Here is a 26,788-nt window from a genome sequence, read left to right as displayed (position 1 = left end):
AGGAGTTAGTATTACAAAAATTAGATGAGACAATAGATGAAAAAGTAGTACGAGAAAGTTTAAACACAATAACATTATTATTAAATATTTGGGAATTAAATAGCTGTATAAATATAATATTGATTAAAGTAATTAATATTATGCCTGATTTAGATGAAGAATTATTAAAACAAGTACAAAAATTACAAAATAAATCTTTAGTTACTACTAGCATGATTGAGATAGTAAAAGCAATCCCTAGCTTAGCAAAAGAAGCATTCAAAGTATTGAAGGAACTACTTAATGATTCCGACGAAAGTATCAAATTTGCAGTTATTGATGGTATAGTTGAGATAGTAAAAGCAAATCTTAATTTAGCAAAAAAAACATTTAAAATGTTGAAAGAGCTACTTAGTGATGATGTTGTTATGTATTCAGCTATCGATAGTATGGTTAAGGTAGTAAAAATAATGCACACAACAGAAGCATTTGATACATTAAAAGAGCTGCTTAGTGGTGCTTGATATTGATAATTATACTCATAGTTATGTTAAGGGAGAAGCCGTTAGAAGCTTAAAGGAAGTAGTAAAAGCAATGCATGTAGAATCCGCATTTAAAGCATTGAAAGAACTAGTTGATGGTCCTAATAAAACTCTTAAGTATGCAGCTATTTGGAGTTTAGTTGTGGTAATAGAAATAAAGCCTAGTACCACAGAAGAAGTATTTATAATATTAAAAAAGTTAATTAATGATTCTAATAGTTATATTAGAGACGCAGCAGTTAGAACTTTAGGAGAAGTAGTAAAAGTAAAGCCTAGTACTGCAGAAGAAGTATTTGCAGTATTAAGAGAGTTGCTTAGTGATTCTGATAAATATATTAAGCATGCAGCTGTTAATAGTTTAGGTAAGATTAGTAAAAGCAAAGTCTAATATAGCAGAAAAAGTATCTACAATATTAAAAAAGGTGTTGAGTAATCCTGATTCTGATGATTATTTAAAATCTGAAGTTGCTAAAAGCTTAATTGAGATCGTGCGAGTAAAACCTAATACTACTGAAGAAGTATTTACAGTATTGAAAGATGAAATTATGGAGTCTAATAATTATCTTAAGCCCGAAGTTGCTAATATTTTAATTGAGATCGTACGAGTAAAACCTGATGCCGCAGAATACGTATTTACAATATTAAAAGACGCGTTTAGTGAGCCTGATAATTATTTCAATCTCTGAAGCTGCTAAGAGCATATCAGAGATAGTAAGAGCAAATCCTAGTATGGCAAAAGAAGCATTTAGTGTTTTGAAAAAGCTGATTAATGATCATAATACTGAAAATTTTATTAGATGTGACATTGCTAGTAGTTTAGCAGAAATAGTAGCAGTGATACCGTCAGAAGAAATAATTGCTGGATTGAAAGAGCTGCTTAATAATCCTAACTGTTATATCAGATATGTAGCTGTTTGGAGTTTAGTCGAGATAATAGAAATAAAGCCTAATATAGCAATAGAAGTATTTATAGGGATAAAAGAGTTGATTATAAATTCTAACATTGATAATTATATTAGGTGTGAGGCTGTTATGAATTTAGCAGGAATAGTGGAAGTAATACCTCATCTAGAAGAAAGAGCATATAGTGTTTTAAAAGGGCTACTTCTTAATAACCCTTACTACAATGAAGATGTCAAATATGCAGCTGCTATAAGTTTAATTAATATAATAAATGTAAAATCATTTGATAAAGCTAGTTATAAACAAGTTAATAGGTTGATAAACATAATTGCTCTAAATAGAACTCAAAATTTTGATAAAGAGTTGTATATAGAAATAGACGCCAAAATCGTCCTACACAAAATAACCCACCACCTCACTCAAGAATATGAGAAAGGTAAAAATCCTGAAGTAATAGAATGGTTTAATCGATGCTTTAACGAATTACCGAATATAAGTGAAACACGAATATTTTTAAAAGAAATATGTCAAAGCATATTAAAAAGCGGTGTGATAAATGAGTTAGAGAGTAAGTTTATTTTGAGCTGTATAAAGAAATATAATTTTACTTTTACGGTATCGGTTAGTAAGGAGCAAGAAATAGAAGGCAAGATAATATTTGAAGATAGAAACTATGAAATATTTAAAACCGATAATTCAGCAAGAAAAATAGTAAGTTTAGAAGAGTTTGCAACTAAATTACTTGTGGAAACAGATGATCCGTTAGCAGAACAATATAAAACGCATAAACCTTTATTCCTGAACAAAGGTTTAGCTCTTAAAATAGCGGCAAGCGATATTAACAATGTAAGTAGTATTACAAATGAAAATGCCAAACTTTCCACTGAAAAATATCTTTTATCTTATGCAGGTGATAATAAAGATAAGTTCGTAATGTTGTTAGAAAAAAGAAGTATTTTCGGTGAACATCTAATATATAAATTTAGTGAGGTTAATTTAAAGAAAATAGCCACTATTTATCCGGCAGAAATTAATAAAGAACTAAGAGGGCAACTATTTAACGAATTAGAATCCCAAGAACAATTTAATTGCTTTATTAAGAATGAAAAGCTTAAGCCTGAAGAAGAAAAACAAATATTTAAATGCCCTAACAAACTAAAGTTTGCAACCAAAATAATTCACGATGCGAAAATAAGGTTGAAAATCAGTAATTTTAAATTACTAGATGCTGGAGCAAATAAAAGATTAGATGCCCATGAAATTAAGATAGATAGCCATAATAAAATACTAAAAGACAGTAGAACAATACAAAAAGCAGAAATTTTCAGAGAGGCTGAAAGTTTAGCACAAGAAAGCCCATTATTATACGATTACTGTAATACATTTTATTGGAATATAGATGGTATCATAAAAGCTTGTCTTATTGCAGAAACTAAAATGTTTAAAAATAATATTAATGAGAAAGAGGGTATAATAAAAATATTAGCAAAAAGTTTAGGTTTAATAACGCAAAATCTTTTAATAGATATATTAACAGATTTGGCTTGCAGTATAGTAGAAGTAAGGCGTGAGAGAAAACGTGGAAATGAAGTAATTAGTATAAACGATATTATTCGCAATGCAATTGGAATGGAAGATTTAGACGATAGCTTAAAGAAAATAGCTATTAATAATACCTAAGAACGTAAAAACGAAATAATAAATCTTCCAAAAACTCCTGTATCAAATTCTCCGAAATCTCAAACTACAATACAGATAATTAAAGAATTCGTGTTTCCTAAAGCTTTAAAAAGACATGACATGGATAATTTAACCGTGCAACTAGCTTTAAAGAACTCTACTTTATTTATCAAATCTTTATATACAAACCGTGATGATATATTGAATAAAAAAAATGATCTTTACGTGCAGGATGAAAAGGGTGAAAATAGTAATATTATCTAATGTTAATCTCTTCTGATACCAAATAAATGCAAAATCAGGTAAGCAGCAATTGCCCATCTCCTAAGAATCGTGCATAAGGATCAGATATCTTTATCATGATTATCAGAAAGGAATTACTCTCACAAGATTTTCCCTATGCTTAACGGTATTTCATCACATTGTCAGGGTAGCTCTTTTTCGTACCCTTAGATTCATCTAGTGACATGGATGGTTTCCTGCCTAGCGGAAATAACTCTTTGAGATAACCTCGTGTCACACACTATTATATGGCTTTTCGGTTATTTAGGTATATGTTAAATATTTATGAATATCATATAAAAGTAATAAAAAACAAAAAATTTCCTTTCATATATCCTTTAGTGTTTTATAATGGCATACAAAATAGGGTTAATTTTATTCTGCACTTTGACCCAACTTAGTCAAAATGATATAATAGAAATAGAGAAAATACTTAAATCACAATTAATATAGCCAAAAATTTAATCAAAGCCTGTGCAAGAACTGACTTAATAGCTAACCTCAACCGGATTAAAGAAGGAAGAGGGTGAGAAACTTAAATAAATTACTTATACATGTATTTATTATCATTTATATTAGGAGGATTAAATGCATTACTCCGTCAATTACGTTTATCAATTAGCTCTATAGAGTTTTATAAAGACGTATATAAAAACTATCAAGGGTACGGAATAAGATATTTATTTACCTTATCTTTTATCCCATCAATAATTTATTGTATTTTTATATTAAATTACATAATAACTTTAAAAGATTATTTTAACGGAATACAATCATCAAAAGTTACAGACAATATTGAATATATTATCAATCAATTACCGGAAATTAAATATAATAATTCAAAAATTTCAGTTGAAGAAGTAGAGCCTATATATTTATATAGCAAGAATAACAATAAAATAGTTGTCATTGATACAAAAAATCAAGTTTCTAATAAAGAAAAAAGCAAAATACCGTTTGTACTTGAAGAGAATAAGCTGAAGATAAATTTAATTGTAGCCAATACTAAGAAAATTTTCCCAAGTACCGTTAACTATTCTGAGATATTCAAACAAAATGAAGTAATTTTAACTCCTGAAATAATAAAAAAATATTTTGCCGATAATTTATTATATGCACCAAATTTATTTATTTATTTCGTTATGCCGGCTATTATATTATTTTGGTTTGTAACATTCTTATTAGAGAGAAGTATTATAGTTTTGTTAGTATATAGCTTAGCTAATTTACTTACTACTAAAACTTCAATACAAACTTCTATAAGGTTAGTAATGTTTTCAAGCGGAGTCCCGATAATATTACAACCGGTTATTATTATATTAATACCAGAATTAAGCATATTATTACAGCTACTACAAATGTTCACAACTTGTTTAGTATTTGTCGCTATTTGGCAAATTAACAAGAGCCTGTCGAGTTATATATAAGAAAAATCGGTTATTATATAATATGTGATTTTAAATCCTCTAAGAGGAAGAGTAATTAATATTTATGATAAAAGCGGCTACTTAAAGCCGGATCAATTGGTAATTCATGAAAGAGAAGCTACTGGAGTAAAAAATGTTGAAGTAAAGAGAAATCTAAATTTCTTTCAACAAATTTTCGTTGCAGTAGGTCTTATAAAGGATACAAAAACAATCAAAGAAGAATTTACTTATACTACCGGCGATATACAAGGAATATTAAAGGATAACGGTCAATTTATTAATAATCCCGAAGAAATTAGAAAATTTGTTGATAAAAATAGAGATATTCAAATTGCGGATATTGATGGTATCGGTATTGGTAATTTAAATCATCAAGGTAAAATACAAATTAATTCAAAGCTTGGATTAAATAATGAAAAAATTATCCTTTATAAGGATGGTCAATTAGCTGCTATTGAAAGAAAAGGTCAACTTATGAATCAAGAAGGAGAGCCTTTATACAAAGACAACTTAATCCAAAAAGATAATAAAATTTATCTAGTTGGGGATGCCGGAAGAAATATTGATACACCTTTTAGAGATCCAAAAACTACAGCTAGAGATAATTGGAATAGGTTAATAAATAAATTTAAGGCTGCTTTAATACCGGAACATGAGTTAGGAAAATTAAACGATGCTATAGTAGATTCTGTAAGAGTTAAAGTAGTTCAGCAAGACCGTTATCTTCAAGAAATAGCTCAAGGTAAACATAAAGTTAATCTAGAAGAATTTAATATGTTAAAAATGAGTTCTGAAGAGCGAAAAACTTGTCAATTATCATATAATACCTCTGCTCAAATCTTACTTGATGCTAGAGGAAGAGTAGCAACTACTATTGGCAAAGAAAGTAAAAGTATGAGAGATGTTCAAGCATTTGTAATGGGAAAAGATGGAGCAATTTATATAGCTCCTCATAAAGGAGTCTATGAAGCGGATAAAACAATACCTAACCTCACTCATGCTTCGTTTTTAGGGGGAATACCGGCAGAAACTGCGGGTATTATTGGTATAAATAATAGAGGAAAAATTGATTATCTTAGTAATAATAGCGGTCATTATCAACCTGAAGCTTTAGATATGTACCGTGCTGTAAAAAAAATACAAGAAACTATGCCCGGTGCTTTAGATAAAAATTGTCAAATCGATATTCAAGGACATCCACGAATATTTGTTACTGATTTTATAAAAGATATGGAAACCAAAGTAGGTTTTGGAAAAAGTGCTAAAACCAAGCATGAAAAACTAAGAGAAAATAGAATAGAAAAAATTAAAAATTATCAAGCTAATTTAAAAAATATTGCTGCTTCTTCAAAACCTAAAGCTAGAAATAGAATAACAAACAGGGGACGTGGGTAAATAATGATGTCATCTCTGCGAGGAGGCATTGTTGCGTAGAAACCCAGGTCGTCATTGCGAGAAGTCGTAGGCGATGCGGCAATCCAGAAAAGTAATTAAAAAAATTCTGATATACAGAATTTTTTACTGGATTGCTTCGTCGAATTACTGTGTAATTCTTCTCGCGTATCCATGCAACAATATCCCTAGTTAATGCTGTATTAATAGCTTATTTATAATATTCTCTCTTTCTTTCTCACTTCTAACAGATTCTACGCAATTAAATTTTAGTTTATATTAACAAGCTAATTTTTTATTAAATGATTTATTAAATGATATAATTATATACTTGACTAAATTACTTGGGTATTGTAGATATAAAACAATTTTAAGTTTTAATAGGTTGGTTATATGATGCTGACGACGAAAGGAAGATATGCCGTAATGGCAATACTTGAAATGGCTGCAAAATCAAGTGCTGAACCGGTCACTTTGAATGAAATTTCCGTAAAACAAAATATATCGCTTAACTATTTAGAGCAGATATTTTCTAAACTTAAAAAAGCTGATCTAGTTAAAGCTATTAGAGGATCGAAGGGCGGGTATATTTTAATAGGTAACCTAGAAGAAATAAAAATTTCTGATATTATGGACGCCGTTAACGAAAATTTTATAATGACTACCTGCTATAAGAAGTCAGTTAAAACCTGCGTGCCTGATACAATAAAATGTAATTCGCACAAATTATGGAAAGGTCTTAGTAAGCATATTAGAGATTATTTTGAAAATATCTCGATTAAAGATGCTTTAAACTTAAATTTAAATATATGATATATTTAGACCATAATGCCACTACCTTTATCGATCCCAAGGTTAAAGGATATATAATAAGTTTGATGGATAAAGAGCTTAACCCTTCGTCAATACATAGATCAGGTGTGTTTGCTAGGAATGTTATAGAAGAAGCCCGTTTTCAATTAGCTGCAGCACTTGGTATATCATTATTTGCGGGAAAATATGATATTACTTTTACTTCTTCCGGAACTGAAAGTAATAATTTAATAATGAAAAATTTTTATGACGGTGATATTTTCATATCGGCTATTGAACATTTATCGATCTATAACCATATAAACTACGCTCCAAATATTAAAGTTATAAAAGTTGATAATCAAGGTTTGCTTGATCTAGAGCATCTAGAAGAATTATTGTCACAAAGTAGCGCTACAAAAAAATTAGTATCTATAATTATGGCTAATAATGAAAGCGGGGTGCTGCAAGATATAACCAAAATAAGTGAAATAGCTAAAAAATATGATGCAAAATTTCATAGTGATTTAGTGCAAGGTTTTGGCAGAATACATATAAATATCAAAGAGTTAGGATTAGATTTTGCTACAATCTCAGGACATAAAATAGGAGGTGGGCAGGGAGGAGCTGCTTTAATTTCTACTTCTCGCTTTCAGCTTACTCCGATAATTATAGGAGGTGGGCAGGAAAAATCCGTACGCTCAGGTACTGAAAATGTTTTAGCAATTGCAGGACTTGGTTTTGCGGCTGAACTGAGAAGAGAAAGCATCTCGGAAAATTACATAAAAATCAAAGACTTACAAGAAATTTTAGAGAAAAAATTAAAAAAATATCCTAAAGTAAATATTATTAGTAGAAATGCACAAAGATTACCTAATACTACTTTATTTACTGTACCAGGTACGGATGCACAAGTGAAATTAATCGGATTTGATTTACGTAATATTTGTGTAAGTTCCGGCTCTGCTTGTTCATCAGGAAAAATATCTAAATCGCACGTGTTAACCAATATGGGCATGAGTGAAGAAGAGGCAAAATCTTCAATTAGGATATCTTTAAGCCATGCTAATACAATTGAGGATATAGAAGTATTTATAAAAGCTTTTGAGGAGATTTATGATATATGAACTTTCCAACTCGTCATTGCGAACGGGCATTGTTGCGTGGATACCCAAACCGTCATTGCGAGCAGCCGTAGGCTGCGTGGCAATCTCATGAAATAATACTCCTGAGATTGCTTCGCCCTTATTACTACGTAATTCTTCTCGCAATGACGAAAAACAAACTATTTAACATTTATAACCATATGAACCCACAATTAAACAATCCAAACCTACCTATATATATGGATTATCAGGCAACAACACCGCTTGATCCAAGAGTAATGGAGGCAATGTTGCCATATTTTACTACCAAGTTCGGGAATCCTCATTCACGTAGCCATTCTTTCGGCTGGGAAGCAGAAAACGCCGTTGAAGAGGCAAGGAGTAGAGTAGCAAGGTTAATAGGAGCAGATACTAAAGAAATTATTTTTACCTCTGGTGCAACCGAATCCAATAACCTTGCAATAAAGGGAATAGCAAAATTTTACGGCAATAAAAAGAATCATATTATTACAGTAGTTAGTGAGCATAAATGTGTACTTGATGCTTGCAGGCATTTAGAGCAGGAAGGTATAAAAATCACATACTTACCAATTAAACCAAATGGAATAATCGATTTAGAAACTCTAAAAAATGCTATTACTGATCAGACTATGTTAGTTTCAGTTATGGCGGTTAATAATGAAATAGGTGTTGTTCAGCCTTTAAAGGAAATAGGAAAAATTTGCCGTGAAAGAGGCGTTTTTTTTCATTCTGATATTGCTCAAGGATTCGGTAAAATTCCAATTGACGTTAACGAGTTTAATATTGATCTTGCTAGTATCTCAGGGCATAAAATTTACGGTCCGAAAGGAATAGGGGCGTTATATGTAAGGAAAAAACCTCGTGTGCGTGTTACGCCACTCATAAACGGTGGTGGACAGGAGAGAGGTATGCGTTCGGGTACGCTACCGACTCCTTTAATCGTAGGGCTTGGCATGGCTGCTGAAATAGCGTATAGTGTGATGGAAAAAGATACTAAGCACGTAAATTACTTATTCGACAGATTTTTAAATAATATACATAACCGAATTTCGGAAGTTTATTTAAACGGTGATAAAAATCAAAGATATAAAGGCAATATAAATCTAAGCTTTGCCGGAGTAGAGGGAGAATCAATTATCCTTGCCATTAAAGATTTAGCGGTTTCTTCTGGTTCTGCTTGTACTTCTGCCTCTTTAGAGCCGTCATATGTTTTACGTTCCATGGGAATAGGTGAAGAGCTTGCCCATACTTCGATTAGGTTCGGCATAGGTAGATTTACTACCGAGCAGGAAGTTGATTACGCAGTAGATTTAATATGCTCAAAAATCGATAAATTAAGGGAATTAAGTCCTCTTTGGGAAATGGTGCAAGAGGGGATTGATTTAAAAAAGATTAAATGGGCTACCCACTAAAAATCGTCATTGCGAGGAGGCACATAGTGCCGACGCAGCAATCTCATTAAGTAGTATAAAATTCCTGAGATTGCCGCGTCGCTTAGCTCCTCGCAATGACGTTGAAACAAATAAAACCAAATTTTAGAGAATAACAATGGCTTATAGCAAAAAAGTGATAGATCATTATGAAAATCCTCGTAATGTCGGGTCGCTTGATAAAGAGAAAAAAAATGTTGGAACAGGACTAGTTGGAGCTCCTGCTTGCGGTGACGTGATGAAGTTACAAATCGAAGTTGATGATGACGGGATTATTACAGATGCTAAATTTAAAACATTCGGCTGCGGTTCAGCTATTGCTTCAAGTTCTTTAGTAACGGAATGGGTTAAAGGAAGATCGATAAATGATGCCGGAGAAATTAAAAATACTGAGATAGCAAAAGAATTATCGCTCCCGCCGGTAAAATTACATTGCTCACTACTTGCTGAAGATGCAATAAAAGCAGCTATTGCCGATTACAAACAGAAAAAAGAAAGCAAAAAAGACTCTTAAAACATGAAAAATGTTATTTCATTAACCGATTCTGCTGCAAAGCAAGTAAAATTGCTAATAGAAAAACGAGCCAAGCCTACCTTTGGTATTAGGGTAGGGGTTAAAGCCGGCGGTTGTGCCGGTCAGACTTATTACGTTGAATATGCAGATAGTAAAAATCAATTCGATGAAGTAGTAGAAGAAAAGGGCGTACGGATACTAATCGACCCAAAAGCATTAATGTATATTCTAGGTTCTGAAATGGACTATGTAGAGACTAAATTCAAATCCCAATTCACTTTCACCAATCCTAACGAAAAAGCTAATTGCGGCTGCGGCAAATCTTTTAACGTGTAATAATGTTAATCCCACTTGATTAATTACCCACTATATATTATTCTATAAGTTATAATATAAAAAGTAATTTGTATGACCCAAGCATGTATATTAAAACCAGATACGAAAGGAAGAATAACACTTGGTAAATTAGCTAAAGGGGTAAGTAGTTTTCACGTCATTGTGAATAGTAAAAAAGGACAAATTATTCTAGAGCCATATACGGAAATACCTTTAAAAGAAAGTTGGCTATTTAATAACAAAAAGGCTTTAGTGCAATTAAATAACGGTATTAAAGATTCTGCTAAAGGACAAGTTAAATTTATAGAAACTGATATCGTCATTGCGAGGAGCGAAGCGACGCGGCAATCTAGAAAAATAATAAAAAATTCTGTAAATCAGAATTTTTAACTGGATTGCTTCGTCGAATTACTTCGTAATTTTCCTCGCAATGACGTTAATTTATTAACTAATCTGTACACTAGCATATTTACAAACAAATCCTCGTCATCCTAGTTTAAATACCTATAAATATAAATCTGTTAAAGGAAATAACGGAGAAGAAATATTTGAAGCTTATGCTGAAAATAATACTCCTGCTGCTTATAGAATTTTTTGGCATTACGGACCAAACAAAGATAACATCACTATTCTAGCAATTACGGCACATCCGTAAAAGTTTTAACCGAATAGCGGATTTTGTAATAATTCGCTATTCGCGTTAAATTAGTATTCTTTTATTATTTTTCTAGATTGCCGCAGCCACTTCGTGGCTTTGCAATGACGATATCTGCCTTTAGTTAGCAATGCCTATAGCCTATAGTAGTTTTAACTATTGCTAAAAATCATTATTTCGGCTATTTTAAAGCTATTTCTTTAAATCAAATTATTATGTCGCAAAAATTAGGTTTCTGGGCGGTTTTTGCCTTAGTAACCGGCAGTCAAATCGGTACTAGTGTTTTTATATTACCGCTAAGTTTAGCACCGTTCGGTATATATAGCATTTGGGGCTGGGTACTTTCATTATTCGGTGCTATGAGTATAGCCCTTGTATTCTCATCCTTATGTGCAAAATTTCCTAAAACAGGCGGTCCGCACGTTTATGTACGAGAGAGTTTCGGGGATAAAATAGCTTTCTTCACCGGCTTCACTTACTGGGTTATATCCTTTGTCAGTACAAGTATAGTTGTCATTTCGGCAATAGGTTATCTAACGCCTTTTTTTCAATCACAAGCGATTTTAGATTTAATATTACAGATAATATTATTAGGTGCTATTACGGTTTTAAATTTAAAAGGTCCTGAAGTAGCAGGAAAAGCAGAGTTTTATTTGACTCTCTTAAAATTCGTTCCGTTGCTTGTAGTGGGCTTATGTGCATTATCTCATTTTAATATAGATAATATAACTATAGCTGAAGAAGTAGAAAGTTTAAGCATTCCAACCATTATGGGAAGAGTTGCACTTCTTACTTTTTGGGGATTTATCGGTGTTGAGTGTGCAACTACCACGGCAGGAGCGGTAAAAGATCCGGCAAAAACCATTCCAAAAGCCATAATAGTTGGAACTTTCTGCGTGGCGGTGTTATATATTATCAATAGCATAGGTATAATGGGATTAATCCCTGCTTCTGAACTTATTAGCTCTAAAGCTCCTTATGCCGATGCCGCTACATTATTATTCGGGGGTAAATGGTCAAGTGTAATTACGGTTATAGCCTCGATTATATGTATAGGTACACTCAATGCTTGGGTGCTAACTAGCGGACAGATTGCTCTAGGGCTTGCAGAAGACGGATTATTACCGAAATTCTTTGCTAAGAAAAATAGCAATAACGCTCCAACTAACGGAATTATTGTAAGCTGCCTTGGAATTGTGCCGTTATTAATCTTTACGGCAAATGATAATTTTGCCGCACAAATTACGCAAATAATAGATTTCTCGGCGATAACATTCTTATTCGTCTATTTAATTTGTAGCTTAGCTTTCTTAAAGGTAATTTTTAGCTCAAAAGAAAATTTTTCTTATTATTATTTACTTATAGCCATAATATCGATTATCTTTTGTGTATGGGTTATCTATGAAACACCTATTAAAACTCTGATTATAGCTAGCTCCTTTACTATTCTCGGTATTCCTTTATATTATGGATGGTATAAACGTCATTCCCGTCTATGAGCGGAGGCATTGCATAGCTTGTTTATGTCATTCCCGAGAAAGCGGGAATCTAGAAAAAAGCGAGATAAATCGAGCTTTTAATTTTAAAAACTTGTTGTATATGCACATTTTAATTACTGGATTCCCGCTTCCGCGGGAATGACATCGAACTAGGAATGACATAAGGGCTATAAACATGACAAAAACCCGCATTAATCTACTTAGAAGCTTATTCACAGAATGTGATATAGACGGTTATATAATTCCGTCTAACGATAAATATATGAGCGAATATGTACCTGAGTATGCCAAAAGGCTTGAATATATAACAGGTTTTACCGGTTCAAACGGTATGGCTATTATATGTAAAGATACAGCATTGTTTTTTACCGACGGACGTTATTTAGAGCAGGCAGCAAGAGAACTTGATCCTACAATATTTCAGATTTTTGACTTAAAAGAGATATCTAAGTTTGGTAAAGATATAAAAATAGGTTACGATCCTGAATTATTTACTTATCCCGCCATATCAAATTTAAACTTCAATTTTCATAAGATTAACGGAAATTTAATTGATAAAATTTGGCATAATCAGCCATCAGAGCCAAACTCTAAAGTTTATTTACATAATATTAAATTTGCAGGCGTTAGTCATATTGATAAAATAAGTAAATGTCGGGAAGTTGCATTGTCATCCCGCGGTTTGACCGCGGGATCTAGTAATTATAATGAGCAATGTGCCTTAGTTATTCTCGATAGCTCTTCCATATGTTGGTTACTAAATTTGCGGGCTAGTGACGTTGCTTATACACCTTTAATGTTTGCAAAAGTAATCATTACGTCTACAAAATTATATCTATTTATCGATCCTACAAGAATTGATGCCGAAATTATTAATGCACGTCCTGAAATAACAATTTTACCGGAAGAAGAATTTGAAAATATTTTAAAGAGTCATGACGATATTTTGATTGATGATATTATAGCCTCTGTGCATATAATGGACTTAATAGCTGATAAAAAAGTACAAAAAATTACCGATCCATGCTTAACGCTTAAAGCTTGTAAGAACGATGTAGAAATTAAGCATGCAATCGATTTTCATATTAAAGATGCAGTAGCTTTATGTGAGTTTTTTGCTGAGTTAGAGGAAAGTACTCGTCATTGCGAGAAGACGCAAAGCGTCGACGAAGCAATCTCAGGAGAATATGATGAGATTGCCACGCAGTCTTCGACTGCTCGCAATGACGAACATTCTATAGGTTTAAAGCTTACGGAGCAACGAGGCAAACAAGAGGGCTATGTTTCTGATAGTTTTCCTGCTATTTGCGGATTTCAGGAAAATAGTGCCATTATTCATTATAGAGCTGCTCCTGAAAATGCTAAAAAAATTATAGGGCAGGGGATATTACTGATTGATTCCGGTGGTCAGTACCAAGGTGCTACTACCGATATAACAAGGACAATCGTGATAGGTACGCCGACTGATGAGCAGAAAAAGCGTTATACGCAAGTACTTAAAGGACATATTGCTTTAGCTAAAGCAAAATTCCCAAAAAATATCATAGCAGGAGCTAATCTTGATATACTAGCTCGGCAATATTTATGGCAAGAAATGTTAGATTATCCGCACGGTACAGGTCATGGGGTAGGGAGCTTCTTAAGCGTCCATGAAGGACCACAAAGCATAAATCTTCGTAATAAAACCGTGCTGCAAGCAGGTATGATCTTATCTAATGAACCGAGTTTTTATATTCCAGGAAAATACGGAATTAGGATCGAAAATTTAATGTACGTAAAAGAAAATAGCGGATGGCTTGAATTTGAAACCTTAAGCCTAGTACCTTATGCTAGTAAATTGATTGATACGAAACTACTTAATATTGATGAAATAAATTATATTAAGGAATATTATAACAAAATTAGAGCTAAAATTTATGATTTATTATCTCCGCAAGCGAGAAATTGGCTCAATAATGAAATAAATTTATTTTTACAATAATTATTGTAATTGACGTTTCCGCTATTTATTGGTATAAAGTCTATATTGGGATGTCGCCAAGTGGTAAGGCAACGGTTTTTGGTATCGTCATTCGGAGGTTCGAATCCTCCCGTCCCAGCCATTCGTCAATAATTAAAAAATCAAAATTTTATTTGTTGTTCTATAATCTATATTATGGAAAATGAATTTATCAGGCTTTCCACGAACAAGTGCTAAACTTTGTGCTGATTAACGAAGAAGATATACTCATGACCGTTATATTGAGTTGATTTAGTGATGGTGCATTCGATTGGATTTGAACCAACGACCTTTGCCTTCGGAGGGCAATGCTCTATCCAGCTGAGCTACGAATGCGGATGTTGTCATTAATATTTTTTCTTTCTCTTCTTAACTAATTAATAAGAACGGTCTAAAATAAATCTAATAATTGAAAATAAATAATCTTTATAACTATTCTGAACCGGAATTTTATTTAATAACTTATTTGCTTCATTTTCTAAGTTACTCAAATAACTAACTGTTTCATTATGAATTTCATGTTCAATCATCAATTCACGTACTTTAATAAACTCATCATTAGTACGCTTATCGCATTTAATTATATTTTCAAGCCAGAGCTGCTTATCTTGCTCTAGCTTATTATATAAAAAAATCAGCGGTAACGTAACTTTTCCTTCTAAGAAATCATCGCCGATATTTTTGCCTACCTGTTTATCATTGCCCAAATAATCAAGTAGATCATCTATAACCTGAAATATTGTTCCGAGTAATTTCCCAAAGTCCCGCATATCTTTAGAAATATGGTCTACCTGCTCTGCTATAATAGCTCCAACTTCACAAGAAGCTCCAAATAGTTCGGCGGTTTTAGATTTAACTATTTGCTGATATTCGTCTATAGTTATAATGCGTCGCTCATTTAGCTTAACCAGCTGTATTACCTCCCCTTCGGAAATAATTGCTGAAGCTTTAGCTAGAACATTCATAGCTTTAATAGAGCCGGAAGCTACCATTAACTTAAAAGACTGACTAAAAAGGAAATCACCCACTAAAATACTTGTTTTACTTCCCCAAATAACGTTAGCGGTAGGTTTGAATCTTCTTAAAGTGCTGTCATCTACCACATCATCATGAAGCAATGTAGCGGTGTGAATGAATTCAACGGCACTTGCGAGCTTTATATGATTATCGCCTTTATAATCAAACATTTTAGCGGTTATTATAGTTAAAAGCGGACGAATTCTTTTACCACCCGCCTCTAGTAAATATTTACCTACTGTTTCTATTAATTCTTCATCACTTTTTAAACAGCTAATGATTAAATCGTTTAACTTAGTTACTTCATCTTTTAAATCTTGCTGTATTTTTACTATAATATTCATGGTATTTTTTTAAATTTTTCTGTCATTGCAAGGAGAAGCGAAGCCTCGACGTGGCAATCTCAGAAATTTTGTACTATTTTCACGAGATTGCCACGCGGTCTTCGACCGCTCGCAATGACGACTAACGAGGTTCATCAACTATACATTCCTCTAATATTTTTTGATTAACACTCGGAATTAACTCCATAATTTTTTCTTTTACGTTTTCTCCGGGTTTCACTTTTTTTACTGCTGCTTGGTATAAAGATAAATAATATAAAGGTATAAGTTTATTTATATCATCTATATTACCTATTTTAGCTTTGTTTAAATCGGATAAATCAAACTCATACTCAATGCTAGCGTCAATTAAATTAGATGAGTTCGGGTGATCGGATATAGTTTTTAAAAATGATTTTAGAGCATCTCCATATACTTCTTTGCTCTCTTTGGATAAGTTTTTAAAATCACCTACCCCATATACATATAGACTTAAAACATCTATTATTTTAGAGTAATCATTAATTACTATCGTACCTTTACTGTAAGAATCTTTAAGAGTATTTACTATAGTTTCATTTGTTATATTAAATCCCGATGCGTTTGAATATAGACTTAAAGCATTTATCTGTGCTCTAGTTAATTTATTTAATTCAGTAACTAAATTAATATTTAAATTAAAATTATATTGCCTATCTTCAAAAATACTAAAATTATATTGTTTATTATTATTTAAAATATAGCTTAGTTCATTATTAAAATCTTTATATAGATTATTATCGGAAAGTTTAAACAAATAGGTTTGCCTATCGTAATATTTCTTTATAAATTCTAATGAACCTATTATAAAACCAGGTTTTAGCTTAAATTGTGAATCTATCAAAAGATCAATATTATTATTGCCGAAATCGTTTAACTTACCTTTATATAATAAATTAATATTATTTTCAAAGTTATTACTATTTATTTTTGCATTAGTAACTTCAATTGTTAAATCTTTAGCAATATCTTTAAAATGCAAACTACTAGTACTAATCAAGAAATTACCGGAAAATTTGAAATTATTATTCCAAGCGGGTCTATATAATAATAAGCCGGCAGGTATTATTCTATCTTCAAGGTTACTTTTTACTATTTCGGTTTCATAATAAATTTCTAATTTTTGCGGTATATTATCAAGGAAATCCTGTTTACTTATATAATACTTACTTTTGTCAAATAACATAGTAAGTATAGTATGATCTTCTTCATATAATTTTTGATTATCTACTAAGTCAAAAATTTCTGTTTTACCGGAAGTAAATTTAATATTTTCTATTAAATTTATAATTTCAAATAAATCTTTTTTTGATCGTACTATTTCAAATAATTTAAAATTTAACGGTATTTTTGTTGATAATATACAGTTCTCATTATAAAATCTTACTCCAAAGCCTCTTTGAACCGGCTTAAATTTTCCGAATGCTTCTCCGGAAAAATTTATAAATAATTTCTGCTTAAGTAAATCATAACCGATATTTATCGGTGTGGTAAATTCAATTACTCTATTAATACTCTCTTCTTGCCAATTAATTACCGAAATACCTAATTTAAAAGGAAAACCATATGGCTGAACTTTAGAAAATTTAATAAGATATTGCTGATTAGGATTATTATCAGTCTCTTCTATATTAAGGTTGGTACCGGCATATTTTTGATTTATAGAGTGTGATAAAGAGAACATAATAGTAAACCATAGCCCACTATATGCGAGTATAATAAAGATAGTTATAAATAATATTATTTTAAGAATTTTTTTCATTATTTTAGCTGTAGTTTCCGTCATTGCGAAGAAAAATTGAAAATTTTGACGAAGCAATCTCAGGAGTATTATTTCATGAGATTGCCACGCAGCCTACGGCTGCTCGCAATGGCGTGATGCCATTATTTACACAATTCTATATATTCCTTATTCAATTTTATAACGTTCCAAATCCATAAACTCATCATAACTATAAAAATTACTAATAAATATATTATAATAGAATCAAAGGTAGCAGTCGGAATAATAATAAATATCAAAGACTGTATAAATGCTCCAAGCGATTTACCGAATTTAGTACCTATTACCTCTACGGCAGCTTTTCCCTTAGTTCTAAGCTCTAAAGATAAAGGAATATACGCCATTTCTTTTGTTGAATCGAATAATGAGTATTTGGACGATTTACTAAGTATGTTCTGAATAGCTCCAACAATAATCGCTGCATATAGAAGATTAAAATCACCGAAACATGCTCCTATTTCTTCAATAAAAATTATAAAGATAAAAAACATCAAGCCGGTAATAGACAACATAATAGGAGTTAATAATGCAGAAATGAGCCAACCGAGCCTTCTAAGGATATTGCTGCCTATTACCATGAAAGTAACGCATGATATCCCCATCCAAATATTAAACCTGCCCATAAAGTTAAAATAGTCTATAGTGTTTGGATGTAATTCTTTTATTTTTGCTTTCCAAGGTCCTTCGACTATATTTATTAATAATCCATAACAAATTATTAGTAAAGCAATACGACCTATATATTTTGAGTGAATTACTAATTTTATACTTTCAATTACCGAAAGTTTTGTTTTCGTTTTAACCGTAACTTTTTTTGTATCTAAAACATTTATGGAATCTGTTAAAATAAATCTATTTATTATTCTAAATAGAAGCATAGCAATTATTCCTGCAGCAACAATAATTGACATGATTGGCTGAAGCATTATAGCATTTCCGGCAGGTGAATTAAAAGAATCCGGTAATAATTCCGAATCAATGACCTCCTGCCCGCTTGAGAAAAAGACAAGTACGCTACCTGCTATTATAAGACCTATATTACCGACCATTCCAAGAACTGGATAGAATCTTTTAGCTTTAGAAGTATCAAAAATGTGATTGGCAAACTGCCAAAACATTAAGTTTATGACTACTGCACTCCATAATTCTGAGAAAATATACATCAGTGCATAACTCCATTTACTACCTATTTTAATGAACCATTTAAAATTAGGGTATGAAGCAATTAAATTATTTATCATTTCATCGTTAGGATGATAAATATCTTGATTGGGATAAATAATATAGGCAAATAATAAGAAAAATAGTAAAAAACTGCCGACTATAATGTAGAAAATATATTCAAAATTTAATTTATTACTAAGCTTAACATAAAGTACGGTAAAAATTACGCACGAGGGTAATACTAACCATAATTTGAAGAGACTAATAATTTCGGCCCCCATAGAGGGTACTACTAAACTATCTTTGATAGATCTTAAAGCCCCAAAATTAAAAAGGATACATAACATCATTAAAGCCATAGGTATAAATAGCTTTAATTCTTTCCTTTCTATAGGCCAAATTATTTCTTTAACTTTTTCAAAGAAAATTTTAGGCGGTAACATTTTTATTGTAACCTTACATATTAAAGTTAACTTTTAAATCTCTTAAGTGCTAAAGTCAATTAAAATAATTAATTTATATTACTCCAAGGTGTTATTTCTCTATATTGCCAGTAATATTTTGTGATTTTATCTAATTTGTCCTGATTTGTCTTCCATAGTTCATGTTTATCGGTAGTCCATGGCTTAGGTCCTGCATAGTGTAAAATGAAGTAAGAAAAATAAGGGCTTTGATCCTCAAAATATGTCAAAAAGTTCCATCTCATCGACAAAGGATAAATGTAATCATGAAAAGCTATATTTAACACATCTTGATCAGGAAGGGAAAAGTCACATTCTGATTTTTTTATAGTTTCTAATATCGCAGATTCAGTTTGTTTTTCTCGCATATTTTTTAAGTTTAAAAATACTATCCCGCTATTTTTGTAAGAATGATCCATATTTCTTTTACATTCTTTTATCAATTTATGATTACAATATGTAATCCCTGTATCTATGCTACCTGCGGCAATATAATTACCCATATCTATTTTTTTAAGAGAATTCAAATCATACAACACTACAATATCCGCATCAAGATATAATATAGAATCTAGATGAGGAAAGATTTGATCAAAATATAACCTATACATTACTAAACTAGGCCAATTATACGTAAATTTTATTTTCTTATCTTTTAAAGCTTGATTTAATATATTTTCAGGAAAAGTAATAAAATCTATAGAATAATCTCTGATATATTTCATGGAAGCTAATTTTTCCATTGATTCTTGACTAATAGGGTCATTAGAATCCATAACAATATGAAATCTATAGAAACTATCTAAATCGCTATTTAGTAAACTAGAGGCTATTACTGTACTGGCATGAATAGCAAACTTATCATTAATAGTTAATGCTATATCTAGTATGTTATTTTGCCTTATACCGGTTAACTTAATTACATTTTGTATTTCTCCTATGACAAGCTTATAATCAGTTTGTATAGTTTTTTCATTAAAAGATGACCTGCCTAGTAAGTGAATTAAGCTAAGCCTATATAAACATCTAGCAGTAAGTTCCGGTATATTAAGAGAGATTAAACTATTTAAAAAAGGAATCTCATCCGCTGTATAACCGCTATAATATTTTAGGAAATCATCATCATTTTTTATTTCTAATATTTCTTTTACTTTTCCTTCGTGACCTAAAATAATGAGTTTAGCTAAATTAATCGCAGCTTTTTTAGTATATAAAGTATCTAAACCGTAGCTACCGTTTTTAATCGCTTTATATTGCTGAACTAAAGGAGCATTTTTGTCTAGATAAAGACGTAGTAAGCAATCATAACCCTTTGCTACCTCTAAACGTACCATTCCGTCTTCTACTTGAAAAGAGCAAATTTTTTCTAACCTTGCTTTATCTCTTGAGTTTAAAGATTCGCTATCTTCTAATTGCTCAAGTACTAGATCAAAATTTAATTGATCTTCACGTATGGTACTATAGAACTTTTTATAACTATAAGTCCCAATATCCATAATACAACTTGTATTTTTATGCATTCTGTAATTACTTATGAAAAAAGTAGTAATAACTATTATCAGTAGAAAAATAAAAAAGGATAATATTAAATTCGTACGAGACATTTATATTTATAAAAAATTAATGTACGGATTTTAACAATTAATAACAAAAAGAGCAATAATTATTAGGCTCTGTGAAGATTTCTAAAAAGATTATAACTATTTTTTCTTTCTCTTCTTAACTTAAATTGTATATAATTTAAACTATTCATTTTAACTTTATCAGATAAAAATGCCTTCTAAAAAGCAGCTCATCCCTAATAATAATATTTACGAATTACCTACTACTCTTGTAAGTAATATAATTTATCAAATTGAATCAGCTAAATCGCAAGTAGCAAGTTACACTAATAGTACTTTAGTAATGTTATATTGGCATATTGGTTCTCTTATTAATCAAGAAATTCTAAACAATAAACGGGCTGAATATGGAGAGCAAATATTATCTCAAATAACTAAAAGGTTAACCCTACTATATGGCAATGGTTTTGCTAACCTTTCACGTATGGTTAAATTTTCTAAATTATATCCTTATCAAGAAATTGTTGTGACAGTGTCACAACAATTATCATGGTTGCACATCATAAGCTTTGTTATATGGCTCATTTTATGTCATTCCCGCGTAGGCGGGAATCCAGTAAAATCTATAAAAAACTTATTGAAGTTATTTTTTTGGATCCCTGCCTACGCGGGAATGACATCGAGTAGGTTTTCCGAATCATGCAATAAGACCCACATCATAAAATTAATACATATATAAAATTCATGTTAAATAACTCTCATTTACTTATTATTTGGTTGTTTGGGCTTATTAGCGGTTTTAATCTAATGATTACCGGTAATACTTTAAATTATTGGCTTGCTAAAGAGGATATAGCACTGCAAACAATCGGTATATTATCATTCATAACGCTTCCCTACTCTATTAATTTCTTGTTAGCACCGATTTTTGATGCAGTGCAAATTAAATATTTAAACAAAATATTCGGTCATAGATTATCTTGGATTTGCTTAACTAGTACTGCGTTAATATTTCTTATATATATTTTCAGCTTTCTAGATCCTCGTACTAATCTAGTATTATTTACCTTTACGGCTTTAATTATTTCTTTTTTTAGTGCAGCCCAAGATACTATATTAAGTGCTTTAAGAACGGAAATAGTACCTAAAGAATCGCTTGGGTTTACTTCAGGAATATATATATTCGGTTATCGAATCGGGATGCTTTTAGCCGGTTCCGGAGCTATTTATTTATCTATTTATTTTACATTTAATGAAATATATAAAATCTTTGCCGGCTTAGTATTTATTTATTTAATTTTATTGATTGTAGCTGCTAGATATACTAATTCTTTTGGTCTCGTTGAAGAAAGAATATGTCATTCCCCCTCCTTTTTATGTCATTCCCGCGGAAGCGGGAATCCAAACAATGAATTTTTTATAAAACGTTATTATTCTAATTTCTTAAAGATCTTTCTGGATTCCCGCTTCCGCGGGAATGACATAAAAAGCGGGAATGATATCAGCCTTGCATATTTCATTATTCTTATATTAATTTTCCTAGTATTATATAGATTACCGGATAACTTAATCAATGTTATGATTAATCCGTTTTTGCTTCATCTTGAGTATGATGCTTTTGAGATAGCAAGTGTTGGGAAGTTTTGGGGTGTTGTAGGAGCTATAATCGGCGGACTAGTTGGTGGCTTTATTATGAAACATAAAAATATATTAAATAGTATATTTTTATTTGGGATTATTCATGCTTTAGGACATATTTTGTTTATTTTTCTTGAAATAAACGGTAAAAATTCTTTATTATTATTTATCACGATAGGAATAGAAAGTATTACCGGTGGTATGACGATGACTGCTTATATAGCTTTTATTTCTTCGCTATGCCAAGGTAAATTTCGAGCTACTCAATATTCTTTTCTTTCGTCGATGATGGGAATTTCACGCTCAATTTTTCCTATAATTTCAGGCTATATGGTAGTAAATTTCGGTTGGCAAAATTTCTTTTTATTTACTACAATTATTACTATCCCCTCTTTGTTAATATTATTAAAGATAAAAACTAAATTACAATAATGAATGATATATTTTTAATGCCGCATTTGGCTATTTCCTCGATTATATCAAGTATTTTTATATTAAATCAAGGTGCAAAATATCGTAGTTTTAAAAAAGCTCTACCCAGTGTAATTGTTGCTTGGATTTGTTATAGCTTTATTATAAGTATAATTGCTGCCCTCGCCAATTCTTTATGATGCCTATCGCATTTATTATAGGAATAATAGTGGAACTTATTTTTTTAATTTATATGGTATATAATTTGTGGACTCAATCATATTTTAATTTAACGGCAGAACCTCAGCCTATTTCTATATGGAAACAAATTTTAGTTTCTATGTTGATATCAATATTATCTGCATTAAACCCTTATGGAATGTTTACAATGTATATTTATTTTGATAAACATCACTCAAATAATATTGGAATTACTAATATATTCATAGCTATATGGTTTTTGTCATTGGCAATAATCGGTTATAATATTAGAAAATTAAATAAAAATGCTATAATATTAAAAATAATTAATAAAATAGGATCCATAATAATTGGGTGTATGGTGTTCTTATATTTAATGATAATAACAAGTATAATGGGCTAAATGAATAATGAAATATTAAGTGCTTTTTTACATGGTATTGTTTTAGCTCTTGGTTTAATAGTGCCGCTTGGAGTACAGAATATTTTTATATTAAATCAAGGAGCAAAACAGCCAAAGTTTAGTAAGGCTTTACCTAGCATAATTGCAGCCTCAATATGTGATACTATTCTTATATGTATGGCAGTTCTTGGGGTATCTTTATTAATTCTTGAAATTTCTTGGTTAAAATTATCTATATTTATTGTTGGATTTATTTTTTTAATTTATATGGGATATAATACTTGGAATCAGCCGCCTATTGACCTTACAATGAATTCCGGGGCTTTTTCAGCTAAAAAACAAATTTTATTTGCTATATCGGTGTCAATATTAAATCCTCATGCTATTATGGATACGATTATAGTAATAGGTACTAGTGCTTTAAAGTATAACGGTATTGCAAAAATTATGTTTACCTTAACTTGTATATTTATATCTTGGATATGGTTTTTTTCTTTAGCAGTTGCAGGTTATAATATCAGAAAGCTAAATAAAAGTAGTACGATTTTAACCATAATTAATAAAATAGCTGCTATTATTATTTGGGCAGTTGCTTTTTATATTGGGGTACAAATATTGTATGAAATCGGTTTTATTAACTAGAAATATTGAAGAAAATAACGAAACTATAAAAGAAATAAGTAAATATAATTTAGATTTACGTTATATTCATTGTCCTTTAATTAAATATGAAACTCTAGATTTTAATATTGATATTTTAGATAATTACTCAAATATAATAATTACTAGTAAATACGCAGCAAATATCTTAGCCGGTTATAACTTAAAACAAGATATTTGGGTAGTAGGTAGTAAGTCAAAACGATTATTAGGCAAGAAAGTAATTTATACTGCTAAAAACGTGGAAGATTTGATTAAGCATTTTCCTCCTGATTTATATGAGCAGACTATATATTTATCTTCAAATGAAATTACTAAAGATTTGCCTAATAAAATAGCTAGACATATCATTTATAATGTAGAATATTTGAATGAGTTGCCCGTATCTATTATAAAAGAATTTAAAAGCAATATTAGACATCTTTCCAAACCAGCTTATAGAGAGAAAGTTAAAGGAGACACGGAAGTGCTTGCCACCGCAGCGTACATAGAAGTACGTGAGGATGCGAGTACCGGATCGACGTATAAATTACCTCTAGAAGCGAAGTTTAGGAAGATGTCTATTGATTTTATATTACTTTATTCTCAGAATAGTGCTAAAACTTTTTTAAGATTATTACTTCAAAATAATTTACTAGAATATTTACAAGATAGTTTAGTTGTAGCTATAAGTTTGAAAGTCGCAAATATAGTTAGACCTTTTATAAAAAATGTGGTTTATTGTGATGATCAAAACCCTAACGATATAATCAAGTTATTATCCGAAAATGCAAAAATTTGGTAGTTTATTTAAAAGCAAAAATATCTTTTTTATAGCAATAGTAATATTTGTCTTATCTTCTTTTACTTTTTATCATAATAGAGCCGATATTTTAAAACTGTTTAAAAGTGAAAATAAAGATATAAGTCAAATTCCTGATCAAGCAGTAGAAAATAAAGAAAATACTACCCTAGAAGAAAAGGAAGCAGCTCCTCTATTATCTACTAAATCGCTTTTAAATTACGTAAGTTCTTTAAAGTTCCCTGAAGCATTGCCTGAACAGAAACTAGAAACTATTTCAGCCTCATCCAGAGATAAAGAGCAAGAAGCAAAGCCTATGATTAATAGGAGAGCAACGAGTGACGATGTAGGCGGATGGGGATCAATTGACTATATTAATTACTTATTAAATGTAAATCTATTAATATATAATTTCATGCAAGATAAGGATTATAGCAAAGAACTAAAAACCTTATATTTCAATTGGTTACCTCTAGATATAAAGAATATTTTAAATAACTTAGAAGCATATAATAATAATTATCTTTTCTCGAAATCAAGTAGTACGGAAGTAATTTTTCCTACCAACCATAAGTGGCTGGAGAAATTTATCAAAATTGAGAAAAAACCTTCTGCTATGATAATAAAAGAACAAGATAAAGCTCTAATTTTAGAGAAATTAAACTATCTAATCGATTTTCTTTATTCAGAAAAATTTATGCAGGAGTTTGTAAATAAAGATGTTTAGGTTATTATTAATATGTGCTACTTTTTTACTACTTTATTTTGGATTTACTTTAATAGAGAGCTTTGATTCAAAAGTTTTTATTAGTTTATACGATTATAATATTGAGACTACTTTGTTCTTTAGTCTTATTTTAGGGTTATTATTACTAATTTCTTGTTTTATTGTCATTAGATTTCTAATATTAATTATCGATTTACCGTCTAAAATACATAATATTTTTAATAAACGAAAAGTTAATCATGATAGATATACTTTAATTTTAGCTTTTGCCGAATATATTATGAGTAATAAAGCTAAATCTGCTTCTATTGCCCGCAAAAATTTATCTTCTGAAGATCTAAAAGATTCACAAGAATTCCATAATTTAATCTTAGCCGTAACTGAAGAGGATGTAGATAGAAAAATTTCCTATTTTCAAAAACTTATTACATCTAAAGAATTTGTTTTTTACGGTAGCAAAAATCTAGCAAAACTTTATTATGATAAATCCTTGTATGAGAAAGCAGAAAATTACGCAACAAAGGCTTATAATTTCAATGAACTTGATAGTGACAATTTAATTACTTTAATGCGTTGTTATGCTAGACTTTCTCTATGGACGAAATTTATTTTTATAACAAATAAGCTCGCAAAATTTCATAAACATGAGTCTATGCCAGAAATTGCTGAGTATTATTTATTAGCAGCAAAGCAAGAAGTAGAAAGTAATAATACAGCTAATGCTATAGATTATTTGGAAACAGCTATAGATTTAAATTTTTATAACGATGAATTACTAGAATTTTACTTTAATTTAAATGATAAGCTTAATGTTAATAAAAAGACCAAAATATTAAAAGATGCTTTTCGTATTATCCCTTCTTTAAAATTAGTGCAGCTATTTAAAAAATTTACTTCTCTATCAGATAGGCAAATTTACGAAGAATTAACTCAACAGTTAGATGCTAAAAAAGATGAAATATTAATTTTGGCAATAGAAGCTTATTTAGAATTATAGGTGTTGTTGTATCATGTCATTCCTGCGGAAGCAGGAATCCAGAAAAAATAGTCTTAATATTGGC

Annotated in this window: 25 protein-coding genes, 2 tRNA genes and 3 pseudogenes; 25 read left to right on the top strand and 5 right to left on the bottom strand. The window is 30.5% G+C overall.

What is annotated here, in order from left to right:
- The first annotated feature begins 119 nt into the window (after positions 1-119).
- From RF_RS10605 to RF_RS04490, 17 genes and pseudogenes are all read left to right on the top strand, one after another.
- Positions 120-503, top strand: a complete 384-nt coding sequence (locus RF_RS10605) for a hypothetical protein (protein ID WP_049749308.1) — start codon at positions 120-122, stop codon at positions 501-503.
- On the top strand, positions 493-909 hold the full coding sequence (locus tag RF_RS04570) for a HEAT repeat domain-containing protein (RefSeq protein ID WP_011271179.1): 417 nt from the start codon (positions 493-495) through the stop codon (positions 907-909). Before RF_RS10605 ends, RF_RS04570 begins: the two co-directional genes overlap by 11 nt.
- Positions 910-946: 37 nt before the next feature.
- Positions 947-1,207, top strand: coding sequence for a hypothetical protein (locus tag RF_RS04565; protein ID WP_143549683.1), 261 nt, complete (start codon positions 947-949; stop codon positions 1,205-1,207).
- On the top strand, positions 1,179-3,104 hold the full coding sequence (locus tag RF_RS11490) for a HEAT repeat domain-containing protein (RefSeq protein WP_011271178.1): 1,926 nt from the start codon (positions 1,179-1,181) through the stop codon (positions 3,102-3,104). The genes RF_RS04565 and RF_RS11490 overlap by 29 nt, the downstream gene beginning before the upstream one ends.
- A 90-nt stretch (positions 3,105-3,194) precedes the next feature.
- Positions 3,195-3,368, top strand: a complete 174-nt coding sequence (locus RF_RS11485; protein ID WP_231564275.1) for a hypothetical protein — start codon at positions 3,195-3,197, stop codon at positions 3,366-3,368.
- A gap of 260 nt (positions 3,369-3,628) precedes the next feature.
- Positions 3,629-3,742: pseudogene (locus RF_RS09050) on the top strand (Rpn family recombination-promoting nuclease/putative transposase); the annotation flags it as partial.
- A 198-nt stretch (positions 3,743-3,940) separates the two neighbouring features.
- On the top strand, positions 3,941-4,813 hold the full coding sequence (locus RF_RS04545; protein WP_011271177.1) for a DUF1189 family protein: 873 nt from the start codon (positions 3,941-3,943) through the stop codon (positions 4,811-4,813).
- Positions 4,814-5,962: 1,149 nt separating this feature from the next.
- Positions 5,963-6,208 carry a hypothetical protein gene (locus tag RF_RS04535; protein WP_039595006.1) on the top strand — a complete coding sequence of 82 codons (246 nt, stop codon included), beginning with the start codon at positions 5,963-5,965 and terminating at the stop codon, positions 6,206-6,208.
- A 390-nt stretch (positions 6,209-6,598) separates the two neighbouring features.
- Positions 6,599-7,018, top strand: a complete 420-nt coding sequence (locus RF_RS04530) for a Fe-S cluster assembly transcription factor (protein ID WP_011271175.1) — start codon at positions 6,599-6,601, stop codon at positions 7,016-7,018.
- Positions 7,015-8,124, top strand: a complete 1,110-nt coding sequence (locus tag RF_RS04525; RefSeq protein ID WP_011271174.1) for a cysteine desulfurase family protein — start codon at positions 7,015-7,017, stop codon at positions 8,122-8,124. Before RF_RS04530 ends, RF_RS04525 begins: the two co-directional genes overlap by 4 nt.
- Before the next feature lie 179 nt (positions 8,125-8,303).
- Positions 8,304-9,536, top strand: coding sequence for an IscS subfamily cysteine desulfurase (locus tag RF_RS04520; RefSeq protein ID WP_041405321.1), 1,233 nt, complete (start codon positions 8,304-8,306; stop codon positions 9,534-9,536).
- Between the two features lie 136 nt (positions 9,537-9,672).
- Positions 9,673-10,068 carry a Fe-S cluster assembly scaffold IscU gene (iscU, locus tag RF_RS04515; protein ID WP_011271172.1) on the top strand — a complete coding sequence of 132 codons (396 nt, stop codon included), beginning with the start codon at positions 9,673-9,675 and terminating at the stop codon, positions 10,066-10,068.
- A 3-nt stretch (positions 10,069-10,071) separates the two neighbouring features.
- Positions 10,072-10,404, top strand: a complete 333-nt coding sequence (locus RF_RS04510) for an iron-sulfur cluster assembly accessory protein (protein WP_011271171.1) — start codon at positions 10,072-10,074, stop codon at positions 10,402-10,404.
- 72 nt (positions 10,405-10,476) lie between these two features.
- Entirely contained in the window at positions 10,477-10,794 is a 318-nt protein-coding gene (locus RF_RS04505) for a hypothetical protein (protein WP_011271170.1), read from the top strand.
- A gap of 480 nt (positions 10,795-11,274) precedes the next feature.
- Positions 11,275-12,558, top strand: coding sequence for an APC family permease (locus RF_RS04500; RefSeq protein WP_011271169.1), 1,284 nt, complete (start codon positions 11,275-11,277; stop codon positions 12,556-12,558).
- Between the two features lie 175 nt (positions 12,559-12,733).
- On the top strand, positions 12,734-14,539 hold the full coding sequence (locus tag RF_RS04495) for an aminopeptidase P family protein (protein WP_011271168.1): 1,806 nt from the start codon (positions 12,734-12,736) through the stop codon (positions 14,537-14,539).
- A 46-nt stretch (positions 14,540-14,585) separates the two neighbouring features.
- Positions 14,586-14,660, top strand: a tRNA-Gln gene (locus RF_RS04490).
- Between the two features lie 156 nt (positions 14,661-14,816).
- Here the strand turns inward: RF_RS04490 and RF_RS04485 are convergent.
- The 5 genes from RF_RS04485 to RF_RS04465 form a co-directional block, all read right to left on the bottom strand.
- A tRNA-Arg gene (locus RF_RS04485) sits at positions 14,817-14,893 on the bottom strand.
- Positions 14,894-14,934: 41 nt separating this feature from the next.
- Complete coding sequence (locus RF_RS04480; RefSeq protein ID WP_011271167.1) at positions 14,935-15,918, bottom strand: polyprenyl synthetase family protein; 984 nt, start codon at positions 15,916-15,918, stop codon at positions 14,935-14,937.
- 121 nt (positions 15,919-16,039) lie between these two features.
- The gene (locus RF_RS04475) at positions 16,040-17,698 is read right to left on the bottom strand and encodes a hypothetical protein (RefSeq protein ID WP_039595008.1); all 1,659 of its coding nucleotides are present in this window, start codon (positions 17,696-17,698) and stop codon (positions 16,040-16,042) included.
- Positions 17,699-17,820: 122 nt separating this feature from the next.
- Positions 17,821-19,326 (bottom strand): nucleotide exchange transporter Tlc3, encoded by a 1,506-nt coding sequence (tlc3, locus tag RF_RS04470; protein ID WP_011271165.1) that lies wholly within the window; start codon positions 19,324-19,326, stop codon positions 17,821-17,823.
- 68 nt (positions 19,327-19,394) lie between these two features.
- A complete protein-coding gene (locus RF_RS04465) occupies positions 19,395-20,864 on the bottom strand; it encodes a glycosyltransferase family 8 protein (RefSeq protein WP_187145850.1) in 1,470 nt (489 codons plus the stop codon).
- Between the two features lie 253 nt (positions 20,865-21,117).
- Here RF_RS04465 and RF_RS08120 point away from each other — a divergent pair, with 253 nt between their 5' ends.
- The 8 genes and pseudogenes from RF_RS08120 to RF_RS04425 all read left to right on the top strand — a co-directional run bounded on the left by RF_RS08120 (position 21,118) and on the right by RF_RS04425 (position 26,724).
- Positions 21,118-21,645: a DUF1016 N-terminal domain-containing protein gene (locus RF_RS08120; RefSeq protein ID WP_011271163.1), complete on the top strand. Its 528-nt coding sequence runs from the start codon at positions 21,118-21,120 to the stop codon at positions 21,643-21,645.
- A gap of 5 nt (positions 21,646-21,650) precedes the next feature.
- The gene (locus tag RF_RS04455; RefSeq protein ID WP_011271162.1) at positions 21,651-22,976 is read left to right on the top strand and encodes an AmpG family muropeptide MFS transporter; all 1,326 of its coding nucleotides are present in this window, start codon (positions 21,651-21,653) and stop codon (positions 22,974-22,976) included.
- A gap of 208 nt (positions 22,977-23,184) precedes the next feature.
- Positions 23,185-23,559 (top strand): hypothetical protein, encoded by a 375-nt coding sequence (locus tag RF_RS11480; protein WP_231564276.1) that lies wholly within the window; start codon positions 23,185-23,187, stop codon positions 23,557-23,559.
- On the top strand, positions 23,560-24,201 hold the full coding sequence (locus RF_RS04440; protein WP_011271160.1) for a LysE/ArgO family amino acid transporter: 642 nt from the start codon (positions 23,560-23,562) through the stop codon (positions 24,199-24,201).
- Positions 24,179-24,631: pseudogene (locus RF_RS11985) on the top strand (uroporphyrinogen-III synthase); the annotation flags it as partial. The gene RF_RS04440 and the pseudogene RF_RS11985, both read left to right, overlap by 23 nt.
- A 150-nt stretch (positions 24,632-24,781) precedes the next feature.
- A pseudogene (locus RF_RS11980) lies at positions 24,782-25,003 on the top strand (hypothetical protein); the annotation flags it as partial.
- Positions 24,987-25,727 (top strand): palindromic element RPE2 domain-containing protein, encoded by a 741-nt coding sequence (locus RF_RS04430; RefSeq protein WP_011271158.1) that lies wholly within the window; start codon positions 24,987-24,989, stop codon positions 25,725-25,727. The pseudogene RF_RS11980 and the gene RF_RS04430, both read left to right, overlap by 17 nt.
- Positions 25,720-26,724: a tetratricopeptide repeat protein gene (locus RF_RS04425; protein WP_011271157.1), complete on the top strand. Its 1,005-nt coding sequence runs from the start codon at positions 25,720-25,722 to the stop codon at positions 26,722-26,724. Before RF_RS04430 ends, RF_RS04425 begins: the two co-directional genes overlap by 8 nt.
- Positions 26,725-26,788: the final 64 nt, after the last annotated feature.

Source organism: Rickettsia felis URRWXCal2 (assembly GCA_000012145.1).
Taxonomy (GTDB): Bacteria; Pseudomonadota; Alphaproteobacteria; order Rickettsiales; family Rickettsiaceae; genus Rickettsia; species Rickettsia felis.
Note: the sequence above shows the minus strand (reverse complement) of the source record. Positions and strands in the feature narration are given on the sequence as shown.

Excerpts from the sequence above, each read along its gene's own strand:
- RF_RS04545 (WP_011271177.1), top strand. The coding sequence starts at position 3,941 with ATGTATTTATTATCATTTATATTAGGAGGATTAAATGCATTACTCCGT.
- RF_RS04535 (WP_039595006.1), top strand. The coding sequence starts at position 5,963 with ATGCCCGGTGCTTTAGATAAAAATTGTCAAATCGATATTCAAGGACAT.
- RF_RS04530 (WP_011271175.1), top strand. The coding sequence starts at position 6,599 with ATGATGCTGACGACGAAAGGAAGATATGCCGTAATGGCAATACTTGAA.
- RF_RS04525 (WP_011271174.1), top strand. The coding sequence starts at position 7,015 with ATGATATATTTAGACCATAATGCCACTACCTTTATCGATCCCAAGGTT.
- RF_RS04520 (WP_041405321.1), top strand. The coding sequence starts at position 8,304 with ATGAACCCACAATTAAACAATCCAAACCTACCTATATATATGGATTAT.
- iscU (WP_011271172.1), top strand. The coding sequence starts at position 9,673 with ATGGCTTATAGCAAAAAAGTGATAGATCATTATGAAAATCCTCGTAAT.
- RF_RS04510 (WP_011271171.1), top strand. The coding sequence starts at position 10,072 with ATGAAAAATGTTATTTCATTAACCGATTCTGCTGCAAAGCAAGTAAAA.
- RF_RS04505 (WP_011271170.1), top strand. The coding sequence starts at position 10,477 with ATGACCCAAGCATGTATATTAAAACCAGATACGAAAGGAAGAATAACA.
- RF_RS04500 (WP_011271169.1), top strand. The coding sequence starts at position 11,275 with ATGTCGCAAAAATTAGGTTTCTGGGCGGTTTTTGCCTTAGTAACCGGC.
- RF_RS04495 (WP_011271168.1), top strand. The coding sequence starts at position 12,734 with ATGACAAAAACCCGCATTAATCTACTTAGAAGCTTATTCACAGAATGT.
- RF_RS04480 (WP_011271167.1), bottom strand. The coding sequence starts at position 15,918 with ATGAATATTATAGTAAAAATACAGCAAGATTTAAAAGATGAAGTAACT.
- RF_RS04475 (WP_039595008.1), bottom strand. The coding sequence starts at position 17,698 with ATGAAAAAAATTCTTAAAATAATATTATTTATAACTATCTTTATTATA.
- tlc3 (WP_011271165.1), bottom strand. The coding sequence starts at position 19,326 with ATGTTACCGCCTAAAATTTTCTTTGAAAAAGTTAAAGAAATAATTTGG.
- RF_RS04465 (WP_187145850.1), bottom strand. The coding sequence starts at position 20,864 with ATGCATAAAAATACAAGTTGTATTATGGATATTGGGACTTATAGTTAT.
- RF_RS08120 (WP_011271163.1), top strand. The coding sequence starts at position 21,118 with ATGCCTTCTAAAAAGCAGCTCATCCCTAATAATAATATTTACGAATTA.
- RF_RS04455 (WP_011271162.1), top strand. The coding sequence starts at position 21,651 with ATGTTAAATAACTCTCATTTACTTATTATTTGGTTGTTTGGGCTTATT.
- RF_RS04440 (WP_011271160.1), top strand. The coding sequence starts at position 23,560 with ATGAATAATGAAATATTAAGTGCTTTTTTACATGGTATTGTTTTAGCT.
- RF_RS04430 (WP_011271158.1), top strand. The coding sequence starts at position 24,987 with ATGCAAAAATTTGGTAGTTTATTTAAAAGCAAAAATATCTTTTTTATA.
- RF_RS04425 (WP_011271157.1), top strand. The coding sequence starts at position 25,720 with ATGTTTAGGTTATTATTAATATGTGCTACTTTTTTACTACTTTATTTT.